The organism is Streptomyces chisholmiae (genome assembly GCF_031845445.1).
Classification (GTDB): domain Bacteria; phylum Actinomycetota; class Actinomycetes; order Streptomycetales; family Streptomycetaceae; genus Streptomyces; species Streptomyces chisholmiae.
This window is the reverse complement of sequence record NZ_JAVREO010000005.1, coordinates 1-13,497: the sequence shown is the minus strand read 5'-3', so window position 1 is coordinate 13,497 and position 13,497 is coordinate 1. Positions and strand designations below refer to the sequence as shown.

Genomic DNA, 13,497 nt, shown 5'->3' with positions numbered 1-13,497 from the left:
AAAGGGGGCAACATGCCTCGCTGTAACGCGACGCGACTAGGGACTCTCGACCCACGTGTAAAGCGACATGACCTGCGTGGGACACGGCGTTTGCCGTCACAACGGACCGGGCGGCTGGTCGACCGGCCTCACAGCCCTCGGCCACCGCGACGTGGGTCTCGAACGGGATGTCGCCGCGTGCGCCACCCGGGCCGCCGCCCGGCACCTCACCATCCGTGCCGACGTCACCACCTACCCCACCTGGCCCTTCGTCGACCAGGTCACCGGTCTGATCGCCTCACCTCGATGTCAGGCCTGGAGCACCGCAGGCAAACGCCTTGGTCTTCGCGATCAGCAGCACGCCCACCAGGCCGTCGCCGACCTCGCCACCGGGCGCGATACCCGTGATAGCTACTCGCAGCCTGCGCTGATCCCCGTTCCCTTCTCGCTGCCGAACCCATGCGCTACCTCGCCGCCCTCAACCGCCACGGCCGCCCCGACTGGGTGGTCATGGAGGAAGTTCCCGCCGTCGCGCCGCTGTGGGCGCAGTACGCGCACATCCTGCGTGCCTGGGGATTCTCCGCCTGGAGCGGCGTTCTCAACGCGGCCGACTTCGGCGTCCCGCAGATCCGCCGCCGGGCCATCCTGATCGCCTCCCGCACCCGCACAGCCACACCACCACAACCCACCCCATGCCGAACACGCCGAGCCCGCGCCCTTGTTCGGGCCGCGACGTGCCTGCTGGGTATTCATGGCGGACGCCCTCGGCTGGGGCGCGACCGGCCGTCCTGTCCCCACTATCTGCGCCGGCGGAACGGACACCGGCGGCCCCGAACCCTTCTTCAGCGGCTCACGCACCATCCTCAGTCGCGCTGCTCGGCACGGGGCCTGGCGACCCCGGCCCACTGCCGCCGCGCACGACGACGCGCGCTGGGCGCTGCGCAGCAACAACCAGGCCAACGCCGCAGTCCGCTCGCTCGACCAGCCAGCCTCCACCCTCTTCTTCGGGGGGCGCGTCAACGAGTGCATCTGGATCAGCACCACCCCACCAGACAGCACCGCCACCACCCCGCCCTCGCGCGTGGCCATCACCGCAGCCGAGGCCGGAGTCCTGCAGTCCTTCCCGCCCGACTACCCATGGCAGGGGACCAAGGGGCAGCAGTTCACCCAGATCGGCAACGCGGTGCCACCCCTCCTGGCCCGCCACTTGCTCAGTCCGCACGTGACACGGGACGACTTCACCCTCGCCGCGTGACGAGCCCCCGGCACCACCCACCTGCCCTGTGCGCGACCACCGGCACCTCGATAGGGACCTTTCACCGATGACCAGCCCTTCCTCGCCACGCTCACCCGCTTCCCCCGGCAAGGAAACTTCCAGCTCACCGTCGACGTCACCGAGCGCGAAGGCACGCCCCGGCGAGCTTCGAGCCGCCGTCGCCAAGGTTCTGGCCGACGACGCGGCGGAGCGCTTCAGCGTGACGGAACTGGCCAGGCTGCTGGGTCACTCGACCGGCGCGATCGGCAACGCCTGCGAGACCCTGACCGACTGCGGCGAAGCCGAACGCGTCGGCTCCACTCCCCGCCGCTACCAGGCCACGGCCTTGACGGCCGCCGCCGCACGACAGGCCCCGAGGCGCTCCACCGACACCCGCCAGCCCTGCCGCGAGCCCGGCCAAGCAGCTGCCTCCGGTCACGGACGGTAGTCCGATCACGTGGCCCAACGGCCAGCAGTACCACTCGCGAGCCCTGGCGCGCATGCCGGACGTGGAGGCGTTGCGCCGGCTGAGGCAAGCCGACGTGCCGGTCCTGCTGTACGGGCCGCCCGGGACAGGCAAGACCTCGCTCGTCGAGGCCGCCTTCCCGGACCTGATCACCGTCGCGGGAGATGGTGACACCACTGTCGGCGATCCCGTGGGGGAGTACACCCAAAGCGACAACGGCGGATACGAGTTCGTCTACGGCCCGCTCATCGTCGCCGTGACCGAAGGCCGAGCCCTCCTGATCGACGACGCGACCCTGATCTCACTGAAGGTCCTAGCCGCCCTGTATCCCGCGATGGACGGCCGCCGCCAGATCCAGGTCAAAGCCCATCGCGGCGAGACGATCACCGCCGCGCCCGGCTTCTACGTGATCGCCGGACACAATCCCGGCGTCCACTGCGCGGTTCTCACCGAAGCCCTCGCCAGCCGGTTCGCCGTCCAGATCCAGGTGACCTCGACTACGACCTCGCCGCATCGCTGGTGATCGACCTCACCGCCGTCCGCGTCGCCCGCAACCTCGCCCAGCGCCGAGAGAACGACGAGATCGGATGGGCGCCCCAACTGCGCGAGCTGCTGGCCTTCCAGAAGATCTCAGGCGTCCTCGGCGCCGATGTCGCCTTCGCCAACTTCGTCGGCATCGCCCCGCCCGAGGACCGCGAGATCGTCGCCAAAATCGTCACCAACGCGGTCGGCAACCACATCGAGCCCCTCGCGCTCGGCCGCCAGCTCCCCCCCTCCACCAGCCCTGGCCTGCCCCGGAAAGGCACCCCACCGCCGCCATGTCCACCCACCTCGCCCGCACGCCGCCGCTGACCGACGACGACCGCGACCAGGCCCGCTGGGAGGACGACGGCGGTGCCCCAGAAGCCCACAGCCTGCGCCGGCTGGACCAGCAGTGGCTGCGCATCAGCGCGGCCCTCTCCAAGCGGCTGCCCGACCTCGCCGACCGCGACGACGTCATCGTCACCTGCCGCCACCAGACCCACTCCGGCGCCCCGCCGCCTTCTCCCCACCCCGTGCCGAACTCGAAATCAGAAGCGACCTGTTCACCCCGCTCGACTCCACCAGCATCGACCCCTCCCGGCCCGGGGACGAAGAGCGCTACCCCGCGGCCTGGGGCGTCTTCAACCACGAAGTCGCCCACGCCGCCCACAGCCGATGGACCATCCCGCCCACCCTGCACCGAACCGCCCAGGGCGCGGCAGCCGGGCTGCTCGAAGAAGCCCGCGCCGAACACGCCCACCTCCGACGGCGCCCCCAGGACGGACGTTTCCTCCGCACCGCCGTCCAGAGCCCGATCCTTGCGGACATCACCCGCGACACCCCCCACCGACACCTGGCACGCCGCGTGGGTCGCCGGCCTCATCCTCGCCCGCCGCGACGCCGGGGTCCTCGCTCCAGATGAAACCCGACACCTCGAGAACGTCGTCACCACCGTCCTCGGCGTGAACCTCCTCCACACTCTCCAGAACATATGGACCGCCGCGCGCACCGCCGCCGCCGCCGCCGACGACATCCCCGGCATGCTGCGGCACGCCACCGCCTGGTGCGACGCCCTGGCCGCCGATCCCCACGAACGCGAACCAGCTCCTGACCCCACAGCACGCCGCGGCCAACTGGCCGAAGCCATCCGCCAGGTCGCGATCCGCATCACCGTCAACGACGCCGAGGAAGCCGATCTCCAGGACCACGCCCGCGCCGCCCGCACGGCACGACGCCAAGCCCGAGCCGCCCAAACCGAGCAGGCTAGGCACGCGGCGAAGGTAGCCCGAGAGGTCTTCACCAACGTCAGGCACCCCAACAACCCCAGCCCGCAGCCACCCGACTTCCCCGACCCACCACCGGTCACCGGCACCCGCCCGCCTACAACAGCCTAGAAGGCCGCCGCCGGGAGGCTAGCCCGGGCACTACGCGCCGCCGCCTACCGCGAACGCACTACCACCCACGTTTCCCTCCCCAGCCCGCCCGGCCGCCTCGACATGCGCCAAGCACTCGCCCTCGACGCCCAACTCGCCGCCGGCGCCACCCCCACCGCAACCCCCTGGCGACGCACCGTCTACCAACCCACCCCCACGCCACCCCTCCGCGTCGGCATTGCCGTCGACGTCTCCTACTCCATGGCGAAAGCCACCCAGCCCATCGCCTCCGCCGCCTGGATCCTCGCCAGCGCCGCCGCCCTCACCGACCCCGACTCCCGCACCGCCACCATCGCCTACCACTCCACCCTCACCGCCATCACCGCCCCCGGCCGCGCCCCACGAGACGTCACCCAACTCACCGCCAAAGGCGGCAGCCACAACCTCGCCGACGCCATCGACGCCCTCACCGCCGGCCTCAACCTCACCACCCCCGGCACCGGCCGCCTCCTCGTCATCGCCTCTGACGGCCGCTACAGCGACGTCGAACGCCGACGCGCCCAAACCCGCATCACCACCCTGCGCACCACCGGCTGCGCCATCCTCTGGCTCGCCTTCGACCCCCACCCCCAACCCCCTCCTCCCCGACACCACCCTCGTCCAACTCGCCAACCCCACCCACGCCGCCACCACCATCGCCAAAGCCGCCACCAACGCCGTCCGCCGAGCACAACGCCACTGAACGCGACCTCCCCCGACCGGTGCGCCATGAACTTCCCCAACGGCGACCTCGAGCTCTACGCCGAGCAAGCTCTCTTCGCTGCCCTCCACACCTGCCCCGACCACGTACCCGACATCGCCAAGCTCCTGCGCCCAGACGACTTCGCCGACGCCACCCACCGGGAGCACTACCGCCACCTCACCAACCAACCCACCAGCGGCAGGGCTCCCCACCAAGCCCAGTCACTGTCAGCCGAACGCTGCCCCAACCCGGACCACGCCTACCCCGCATGGTGCTCGCGGCCTCCATCCGCCGCGACCTCGCCCGCCTCGCCACCACGGCCCGTGTGGAAGCAGCCGGCAACCTCGGCGCCACCAACACCCTGGCGGCCACCCGCGAACTAACCAACGCCCTCCGGCGCGCCACCCACCGATGGGGCACCACTGGCCCCCGCCCCGACCACCTGCCCGCACCCACCACACCCGCCGTCAGTCCCCCACCCAACAAGACGACGAAGCCCACTTCCTCGACAGCCTGGCCAGCCACCCCCAGCACATCCCCGCAGTCACCCGGCGTCTCCACCCCGACGACCTCACCAACCCCCGACACCAACTCCTCTACCGCAGCCTCGCCGCCCTCCACCACTGCAGCGAACCCATCGATCCGCTCACCCTCGCCTGGGAAGCCCGACACCACGGAGCCCCCGCCCACCACCTCACCATCGACCACATCACCACCCCCACCACCGACGACCCCCATCAACGAGACGACCGACTCCTCCAAGCCGCCTTCCAACGAGCCGCCAGCGATGTCGCTCACGCCATCAAGGCACTCACCGCTGACTCCACCTTCCCTGAGGGAGCGTTGATCGCAGCGATGGAGCTCGCTTTCCAACCACTCATCCAGCTCCACCACCGCTGGCGAACACCCAGCCGCCCAGTTCAACAACTGCGCGCTGGGCCAACGGTTTCTGAACGAGGAATGCGCGGCCAGGCCGCTTGAGCGCTGGGAAGGTCCGAGGAGGGCACGCCGCATTGACCCGCCCCGCGTTCGTACATCAGCCGCGGAGAGTACGACCTCGCTGCGCGATCAGCAGGTTGTTGCCACGACGATGGGTGAACTCGTCTCGGCCGTGGCGTTCGCCGCAGCTTAGAGTTACTTGCCAAGGTGGCAGACCGAGCAATCAGCCTTGTCGGAGTGGCATGTCAGCAGGATGGGGCAGCGAGCGACCCTTGACAGCGATTGCGCGCGCCAGGCTCTCAGGCCCCGCACGTCAGGCCGTGGTAGACGGCCAGATTCGTCCTGGAATGAGCGCCTTGGACTACGGTTGCGGCCGAGGCGAAGATGTCCGCAGTCTCCGGCGGATGCACATCAACATCAGTGGATGGGATCCTCACTTCTTTCCTGAGGGGCTACAGACCGCATCCGACGCTGTACTCCTCACGTATGTGCTCAACGTGATCGAGGACCAGGAGGAGCGCCGCGCCACGTTGTCGCACGCCTGGGAGCTCGCCCGTTCCATCCTGATTGTCTCCGCTCGGCTGACCTGGGAACGATACAAGGTCCGTGGCAAGGAGTACGCGGACGGGGTGCTCACCAGCCGCCAGACCTTCCAGCACCTCTACAGCCCGAGTGAGCTTCGCGAGTTCGTCCAGGAGGTCACCGACGTTCGCTGCGTCTCGGCTGCTCCGGGCGTCGTCTACGCGTTCAGGGAAGACGCGGCACGCATCGCTTTCCTGGCGCGCAGGATCGTCCCCGATGCCGAGTGGATGGCCTCCGGCGACACCGCCTCCGCGATCGCCGCAGTCGTTGATTACACCGAGCGTCGCGGCCGCCTTCCACGTCTGGAAGAGATGCCAGACCCTCTGGCGATGCTTCTTGGCCACCTGAGTCTCTCCGACCTCCAGCGCTTGGTGCGCCGCACCGCCGACGCAGGCAAGATCGCAGCTGGCGTCACCCGCACGACACTCAACACGCTGCTGTTCCTCGCGGTGGAACTGTTCAACGGACGTGGCCCGTTCGGGAGCTTGCCGCTGACTGTGCAACTGGACATCCGAGCCTGCTTCTCCTCATACGCGGAAGCGTGCAAACGGGCTGACCGCCTGTTACTCAAACTGCGCGACGACACCTACGTACGCGGAGCCATGCGCGCATCCAAGGCCGGGAAGCTCACACCTACGGCGCTGTACGTCCACCGTCGCGCGGTCGACCAGATCCCCACCGTGCTGCGCCTCTACGAGCACTGCGCAGCCATCGCGGCCGGCCGCGCAGATGGCTGGACGGTGGTCAAGCTACGGCACCAAGGCAGGGCGGTGAGCTGGCTTGACTACCCCGAGTTCGACACGGACCCCCACCCGAAGCTCGCATCTTCCTACACCGTGGAGATGAAGAGCCTGGACACCACCTACGTCTCCTACGAGGACTGCCAGAACCGTCCCCTGCTGCACCGCAAGCACGAGTTCCTGGCCGCCGACGACCCGGACGTGCCCAAGTACAGCCGGCTCACCGAAGCCGAAGTTCGCGCGGGCCTGTACGAGCACCCGCACCTCATCAGGACAGAGCAGGGCTGGGAGGGTGAACTGGTGCGCTGTGGGCGCGCGTTGCGTGGCCATCGCTTGGTGCGCCGTGCCGGGCCACTGCCGTGAACCAGGGCTGGATTAGTCTTGAAGTGAGCGCACGGCCGCAGCGATCTGTCCCGGATCCAGATCGTCCGTCTGGGAAGGGAACCAGGACAAGCGCAGACCGTTCGAAGCGATCTTCTCCTGCAGGCCCATGGCGGTAAGGACGTGGCTGGGCGTGTACGAGGCGCTGGTGCACGCTGAACCCGTGGCCACCGCGGCGATGTTCCTGAGCTTCACGATGAGAGCTTCGGCATCCACGCCCTCGAATGAGACGTTGAGGATGTGCGGGACAGCGTGGTCGGAGTCGCCGTTGAGGTGATACCGGATCTCAGTAAACGCGGTCAGGATCTGCTCGCGGACCTTCCGAGCTCCCATCATCCATTGATCACGCTCTGTGCGGAAGACCTCTTCCGCCTTGGCGAGTCCGACCACCAGGGGCACCGGTAGCGTGCCGGGGCGCAGCTTCCGTTCCTGTCCGCCGCCGAACATGATGGGCTGCAGGGGCACGCGATTCCAGCCTCTGCGCCGGATGAGCAGCGCGCCGATCCCCTTAGGAGCGCCGATCTTGTGTCCGCTGATGCTGATCATGTCGATCGGTGCCGTCAGGTCCTCGGGTAGTTTCGCGAAGCCCTGTGCTGCGTCGACGTGTAGGTAGGTGGACGTCTCCCGGAGGTGACGGGCGAGTTCGGCGACGGGCTGGATGACCCCCGTTTCGTTGTTCACGTGCATCAAGGACACCAACAGTGTCTCTGGGCGAAGCCGCTCAAGGACGGCGTTGACACTGATCCTGCCGGTGCTGTCTGGCTTGATGAAGTCGACGTCGAAGCCGCGGGACTGGAGGTACTCCAAGGGCTCGATGACTGCCTTGTGTTCGATGGCGGAGCTGATGATGTGCCGGCGATTGACTTCGTGGCCATGCGGAGCGAGCCCCAGCAACGCGATGTTGTTACTCTCGGTAGCACCACTCGTGAAGATCAACTCGTCTGCACGGGCATTGAGTTGGGTGGCGAGCTGCTCGCGCGCTCGTTGAACAGCCTTCTTGGCGCGGTTGCCGTAGTCGTGCGTGCGGCTCCCTGCGTTGCCGAACTCTTCGGTCATCCAGTGCAAGACGACCTCGGCGACGCGTGGATCGACACGTGTGGTTGCGGCTGCGTCCAAGTACGTCGGCATGCTGAGCTCTCTCCCCGAACTTCACGTTGGTACGTCTGTGAGATAACGTACAGCACGTTCAGGTATCGTTGAGGGGGAAGGAGCGCCGGTGGCAGGCGACACGACATCGATCGGGTTCGAGTATGTCTTCCCTGCCATTCGCGGGCTGCAGGCAGGTCGTGAGTACTTCGTCTCGATGTGCCCTCTGCGACTGATCCCCAGGATCTTTCTCTTCGATGAGGGCGAGATCGCTCCCGAAGTGCGCGCCCAGCGAGTCTTGAACAAGGGGCGGCTACCAGCTCTGACTCGGTACATTCTGGACAATCCCGATGATTACGTGTTCAGTGCTCTTACTGCATCCGTCGACGGTGACGTTACCTTCGAGAGCATCGGGGGTGAGGGCGTGGCGACGCGGGCCGGCCAGATCCGCGTGCCCATGGCCGCACGCTTCCTGATCAACGATGGCCAGCATCGACGCGCCGCCATCGAGCTCGCACTGAAGGACAACCCGGACCTCGGGGACGAGACAATCGCCGTCGTCTTCTTCCACGATGCCGGGCTCGCGCGCTCTCAGCAGATGTTCGCTGACCTGAACCGCCACGCAGTTCGCCCCTCACGCTCCATCGGCGTGCTGTATGACCAAAGGGACGATCTTGCCGCGCTGACCAGGCTCCTGGCTCTCAAGTCACCAGTGTTCAAGCACCATGTGGAGATGGCCAGCAGCACGCTGTCCGCGCGCTCCAGTAAACTATTCACGCTCAGTGCTCTTCACTCGGCCAACCAGTCCCTCCTGCACGGTCTGAAGCTGGAGAAGAAGGCAGCTCAGGACGTGGCTCAGGCCTTCTGGGAACGAATCGACATGCTGCTCGCGGAGTGGCAGATGGTTCGCAAGCGGGCCATGACCGCGCCTGAGGTGCGTCGTGAGTACATCCACAGCCACGGCATCGCCCTGCACGCACTGGGACGCGTCGGGAACACCCTGCTGCGAGACTCGGTTGATCCCCGGGCGTGGGGTCCCCGCCTTGAAGGCCTGTCAGCGGTTGACTGGTCGAGGTCGAACCCTGCTTGGGAAGGGCGAGCGATCATCGGCGGCCGCGTCTCGAAGAGCCACACACAGGTCACCTTGACCGTGAACTATCTGCGGCGTGCGCTCGGTCTCCCGCTCAGCCCAGAAGAGCAACGCGCCGAGGACGCCTACCAGCGAGGAGAGGCATGAGTACCCTGACCCGAGACGCTCTATTCGCCGGCAGCAGCCTCAACGATGCAGTCGCAGAGCTCACCGCGGAGATCCGCGAGCTCTATACCGCAGACCAAGTGCCCTGGGTCATCGGCTACAGCGGAGGCAAGGACTCCACTGCCGTACTCCAGCTCGTGTGGCTCGCGCTGAAGGAACTGCCCGCGGAACAGCGCACCAAGCGCGTCTACGTCATCTCCACGGACACGCTCGTCGAGAACCCCATTGTCGCCTCCTGGGTCACCCAGTCGCTGGACACGATGGGCCAAGCCGCTGCTGCCCAGGAGCTGCCCATCGAACCCCACAGGCTGACCCCCGAGGTCAAAGACACCTTCTGGGTTGGCCTGATCGGGCGAGGCTACCCCGCGCCACGTCCCAAGTTCCGCTGGTGCACCGAGCGGATGAAGATCAAGCCATCCAACAAGTTCATCCGAAGCGTCGTCCGGCGCCATGGCGAGGCGATCCTGGTGTTGGGCATCCGGAAGCAAGAGAGCCAGATCCGCGCCAAGACGATGGCCAAGCATGAGAAAAGGCGGGTACGTGACCGTCTGTCGCCGAATGGTAACCTACCGAACTCACTCGTCTATAGCCCCATCGAGGACTGGTCCAACGACGAGGTCTGGACCTTCCTCATGCAGCAGGACAACCCTTGGGGATACTCCAACAAGGACCTGCTGACCATGTATCAGTCGGCCTCGGAGGACTCTGAATGTCCTCTCGTGGTGGACGACACCACGCCCTCGTGCGGTGACAGCCGCTTCGGCTGCTGGACCTGCACGCTGGTGGAGCAGGACAAGTCCATGGCTGCCATGATCCAGAACGACGAGGAGAAGGAGTGGATGCAACCGCTCCTGGACCTTCGCAACAAGCTGGACGTAGCCGACGACGCCCACCTGCGCGACTTCCGCAAGATGAACGGCAAGGTCCAGCTCTTCGGGGACCGGATCGTCCACGGCCCCTACACACAGCAATCCCGAGAGACCTGGCTGCGAGAGCTGCTCCAGGCTCAGACCTGGATCCGTCAGAACGCCCCGGAGCACGTGCGTGGCATCGAACTGATCACCATGCCCGAACTGCACGAGATTCGCCGCATCTGGGTCTTCGAGAAGCATGAGGTTGAGGACTTGCTTCCTCGCATCTACAAGGAGGAGACAGGCGAGGACTTCCCCGGCCGCCCCCTCGACGAGCACCTGGCCATCGGCGCGGACGAGATCGAGCTGCTGCGCGAGGCATGCGAGGGCGACGAACTCCTCTTTGGGACCGCTCGCGAGCTCCTGGCTGTGGAGCGCAAGTTCCGCACCATGACCCGCCGAGCAGGACTGTTCGAGGCCCTCGAAACGGCTATCACGCGAGGCTTCTTCGACGGCAAGGAAGACGCACACGCCTTCGCTCTACGCAAGAAGCAGCTGCGCGACGAGGCCACCGCACAGCTGTCACTCACCAAGGACGACGAGAACGCCGATGCTCCTGCATAACATCACGCTCCAAGACTTCGGAGCCTACCGAGGAACGCAGAGCCTTGACCTGACCATCCACCCTGGCAAGCCGGTGGTGCTGGTCGGCGGCTTGAATGGCTGTGGCAAGACCACGCTGCTCGATGCCATCCAACTCGTGCTCTACGGCCCTCGCGCACGCTGCAGTGGCCGAGGCAATCGCTCCTACGAGACGTTCCTACGCGAGTCCATTAATCGCGAGGCTGATCCCAAGGGCGGGGCCGCCATCACCCTTGAGTTCTCGATCACCGTCGAAGGCGAAGAACGTCTGTACAAGTTGATCCGCAGTTGGTCTATGAGCGGAAAGACCTTGCACGAGTACGTCATCGTGAAGGTCGATGGAAAGTTCCAGAAGGCCATCAGCGAAGGATGGGCCGACCATGTTGAGGACCTTCTCCCTCTCGAGATCGGCTCCCTTTTCTTCTTCGACGGCGAGAAGGTTGAGTCCCTCGCCGATCCCGACCGTGCCTCTGCGGTAATCCGGTCCGCCGTCTACTCGCTGCTTGGAGTGAACACCGCCGAACAGCTCAGCACTGACCTTCTCGCCCTCGAGCGGCGAACCAAGCTCACCGAAGCCGACCAAGAGGCACTGGGGCAGATCCGAGAGCTGGAAGAGCAGATCAAGGCCATCGAACAGGAGGTGGATCACGCCAAGGATCGAGCCGCCAAGCTCCGCTCAGATGTCGACCGCGCCAAGCGCAAGCTGGAGGACGCTGAGCACGCCTTCGAAAGGGACGGCGGCGTGCTGTACAACCGCCGTGCCGAACTGGAGCAGCGGCACACCGAAGTGGCCAAGCAGCTAGAGGCAACGGAAGAGGCATTGATCAGCCTCGCGGCGGGCGCTCTCCCGCTGCAACTGGTAGCTGACCAGATCAGCGGATTGCGTAAACAGGCCATCATTGAGGAAGAAGCGAACACGGCGGCGCAAGTACTCGACGTGCTCATTAGTCGAGACCAACGGCTCATGGATCAGTTCGGCCAAGTGCTCGGTGAGCGTGAGCGGCAGCTGCTGTCGGAGCACCTCAAAACTGACCGGCGCGACCGAGAGATCGCCATGCATGCCGAGCGCATTCTAAACCTCTCCCCGGAGGGCATGGCCCAGCTCACTGCGATCGACTCGGTTATCGAGCTCGAACAGCGCCGCGCCGAGGAACTTCTCGAGCAAGCCGGCGAGCAAGCATCTGCGCTGGAGGACCTTGAACGCCAGCTGGCTGGTGTACCCGAGGCGGACCTCATTGCCTCCCGGCTTGAGGAACGTGACAACGCACGCGATGCCCTACGACGTGCCGAGGCGGAGCTCGAAAAGGCGGTCGAGGGCTACGAGACAAGCAAGAACCGGCGGGTCGGCCTCAACCAACGGCTCGAACGTGCCCACGATGAGCGTGTCCAGAGTCTTGTGCGGGAAGAGGAGATCCGGCGGATCACCGACCACTGTAAGCGGCAGCGCGCTGTAATGGGGAAATTCAAGGACCTACTGCTGCACCGACGCATTGCCAAGCTCGAGGTCGCTGTCCTGGAGAGCTTTGGCCAACTGATGCGTAAGAACGGGCTCGTGAAGAACCTCAGTATCGACACCGAGAGGTTCCAGCTCACACTCATCGGCGCAGATGGTGATCCCCTCGACTCTGGGCGACTGAGCGCCGGCGAACGTCAGCTCCTGGCCGTCTCCTTGCTTTGGGGACTCGCGCGCGTGGCCGGCAACCGGCTGCCGAGCGTCATCGACACCCCACTCGGCCGCCTGGACAGCCGTCATCGCGAGCATCTCGTCGACCGATACTTTCCCAACGCGAGCCGCCAGGTTCTGCTGCTCTCCACGGACGAGGAGATCGACGAGCATCTCTTTGAGCGGCTTGAGCCATCCATCACTCGCACCTACACCCTGTCCCACGACGACACCACGTTCACCACCTCCGTGGAACCCGGGTATTGGTGGACTGCCGGAGCAGCGCATGTCGCTTGATACCATCCGTCTCTCCCAGACCGCACGCGACCAACTAGTCCGCCTCAAGCGCACCACCGGCATCAAGCACTGGAATGTGCTCTGCCGATGGGCCCTCGTGGTCTCACTCCGCGACCCATCCACCCCTCTTGTCAAGGAGATCACCACCGACTCCAACGTGGAGATGGACTGGAGCACCTTCGCCGGCGCGCAATCCCACATTTACCTTGTGCTCCTCAAACAGCGCTGCGCTAGTGACGGCCTTCCCCTCGATGACAAGTCGCTCGGCCGCACTCTTATCGTGCACCTGCACCGCGGCATCGGCTACTTGGCAGGTAACAAGGACGTACGGACGATCCGCGAATTGGTGGCCACCGCCGCGGCGTGACGCAGGAGCGTCACGGCAATCCCGGTATCGTCCGCGCAAGCTGTGGGTGCGCGTCTGCTAGACGCGCACCCACAGCCTTTCAGTTTCCGTTGGGTAGTTCACGCGTGAACGAGCGAGTGAACTGCCCAGCAGTGCCGGAGATCATTGAACTGACTCATGTCGGTATGCGTGTTCTCCGCTCTTCGCGCGTAGGCGAGGAGTAGCGCATTGAGCCGTTCGGTCTTGCGAATTACTGAGGTTGAACTCGTGATGTCGCATGGTTGCTCAGGTGGGCCGGATGGTCAGGCCGGTCTCGGCGAGGCAGCCGTCTATCAGGTCGCTGCGGTACTGGATGTGCCGTAGGCCACGTCGGATGCG

The 13,497-nt window shown here is 66.0% G+C and carries 8 protein-coding genes and 4 pseudogenes; 10 read left to right on the top strand and 2 right to left on the bottom strand.

What is annotated here, in order from left to right; translation table 11 throughout:
• Window positions 1-67: 67 nt before the first annotated feature.
• From RM844_RS09670 to RM844_RS09645, 6 genes and pseudogenes are all read left to right on the top strand, one after another.
• Window positions 68-1,234 (top strand): annotated as a pseudogene (locus RM844_RS09670) (DNA cytosine methyltransferase).
• 67 nt (window positions 1,235-1,301) lie between these two features.
• A pseudogene (locus RM844_RS09665) lies at window positions 1,302-2,552 on the top strand (AAA family ATPase).
• Window positions 2,519-4,337, top strand: a pseudogene (locus RM844_RS33515) (hypothetical protein). Before RM844_RS09665 ends, RM844_RS33515 begins: the two co-directional pseudogenes overlap by 34 nt.
• A 26-nt stretch (window positions 4,338-4,363) precedes the next feature.
• Entirely contained in the window at window positions 4,364-4,720 is a 357-nt protein-coding gene (locus RM844_RS33510; protein WP_394814471.1) for a DnaB-like helicase N-terminal domain-containing protein, read from the top strand.
• Between the two features lie 28 nt (window positions 4,721-4,748).
• A complete protein-coding gene (locus tag RM844_RS09650; protein WP_311666591.1) occupies window positions 4,749-5,318 on the top strand; it encodes a DnaB-like helicase N-terminal domain-containing protein in 570 nt (189 codons plus the stop codon).
• Window positions 5,319-5,518: 200 nt separating this feature from the next.
• A complete protein-coding gene (locus RM844_RS09645; RefSeq protein ID WP_311666590.1) occupies window positions 5,519-6,961 on the top strand; it encodes a DNA phosphorothioation-associated putative methyltransferase in 1,443 nt (480 codons plus the stop codon).
• A gap of 12 nt (window positions 6,962-6,973) precedes the next feature.
• On the opposite strand, the gene dndA is transcribed toward RM844_RS09645, so the two are convergent.
• On the bottom strand, window positions 6,974-8,107 hold the full coding sequence (gene dndA, locus RM844_RS09640) for a cysteine desulfurase DndA (RefSeq protein WP_311666589.1): 1,134 nt from the start codon (window positions 8,105-8,107) through the stop codon (window positions 6,974-6,976).
• A gap of 175 nt (window positions 8,108-8,282) precedes the next feature.
• On the opposite strand from dndA, the gene dndB reads away from it, so the two are divergent.
• The 4 genes from dndB to dndE are packed head-to-tail and all read left to right on the top strand — an operon-like array spanning window position 8,283 to window position 13,140.
• A complete protein-coding gene (gene dndB / locus RM844_RS09635) occupies window positions 8,283-9,302 on the top strand; it encodes a DNA sulfur modification protein DndB (RefSeq protein ID WP_394814482.1) in 1,020 nt (339 codons plus the stop codon).
• Window positions 9,299-10,795, top strand: coding sequence for a DNA phosphorothioation system sulfurtransferase DndC (gene dndC / locus RM844_RS09630; RefSeq protein WP_311666587.1), 1,497 nt, complete (start codon window positions 9,299-9,301; stop codon window positions 10,793-10,795). The genes dndB and dndC overlap by 4 nt, the downstream gene beginning before the upstream one ends.
• Window positions 10,782-12,773, top strand: coding sequence for a DNA sulfur modification protein DndD (dndD, locus tag RM844_RS09625; protein ID WP_311666586.1), 1,992 nt, complete (start codon window positions 10,782-10,784; stop codon window positions 12,771-12,773). Before dndC ends, dndD begins: the two co-directional genes overlap by 14 nt.
• On the top strand, window positions 12,763-13,140 hold the full coding sequence (gene dndE, locus RM844_RS09620; protein WP_311666585.1) for a DNA sulfur modification protein DndE: 378 nt from the start codon (window positions 12,763-12,765) through the stop codon (window positions 13,138-13,140). The genes dndD and dndE overlap by 11 nt, the downstream gene beginning before the upstream one ends.
• A 264-nt stretch (window positions 13,141-13,404) precedes the next feature.
• Here the strand turns inward: dndE and RM844_RS09615 are convergent.
• Window positions 13,405-13,497: pseudogene (locus RM844_RS09615) on the bottom strand (transposase); the annotation flags it as partial.

Bases quoted from the DNA above. Each gene is read 5' to 3' on its own strand.
- RM844_RS09645 (WP_311666590.1), top strand. From the start codon at position 5,519: ATGTCAGCAGGATGGGGCAGCGAGCGACCCTTGACAGCGATTGCGCGC.
- RM844_RS09650 (WP_311666591.1), top strand. From the start codon at position 4,749: ATGGGGCACCACTGGCCCCCGCCCCGACCACCTGCCCGCACCCACCAC.
- dndA (WP_311666589.1), bottom strand. From the start codon at position 8,107: ATGCCGACGTACTTGGACGCAGCCGCAACCACACGTGTCGATCCACGC.
- dndB (WP_394814482.1), top strand. From the start codon at position 8,283: ATGTGCCCTCTGCGACTGATCCCCAGGATCTTTCTCTTCGATGAGGGC.
- dndD (WP_311666586.1), top strand. From the start codon at position 10,782: ATGCTCCTGCATAACATCACGCTCCAAGACTTCGGAGCCTACCGAGGA.
- RM844_RS33510 (WP_394814471.1), top strand. From the start codon at position 4,364: ATGAACTTCCCCAACGGCGACCTCGAGCTCTACGCCGAGCAAGCTCTC.
- dndC (WP_311666587.1), top strand. From the start codon at position 9,299: ATGAGTACCCTGACCCGAGACGCTCTATTCGCCGGCAGCAGCCTCAAC.
- dndE (WP_311666585.1), top strand. From the start codon at position 12,763: ATGTCGCTTGATACCATCCGTCTCTCCCAGACCGCACGCGACCAACTA.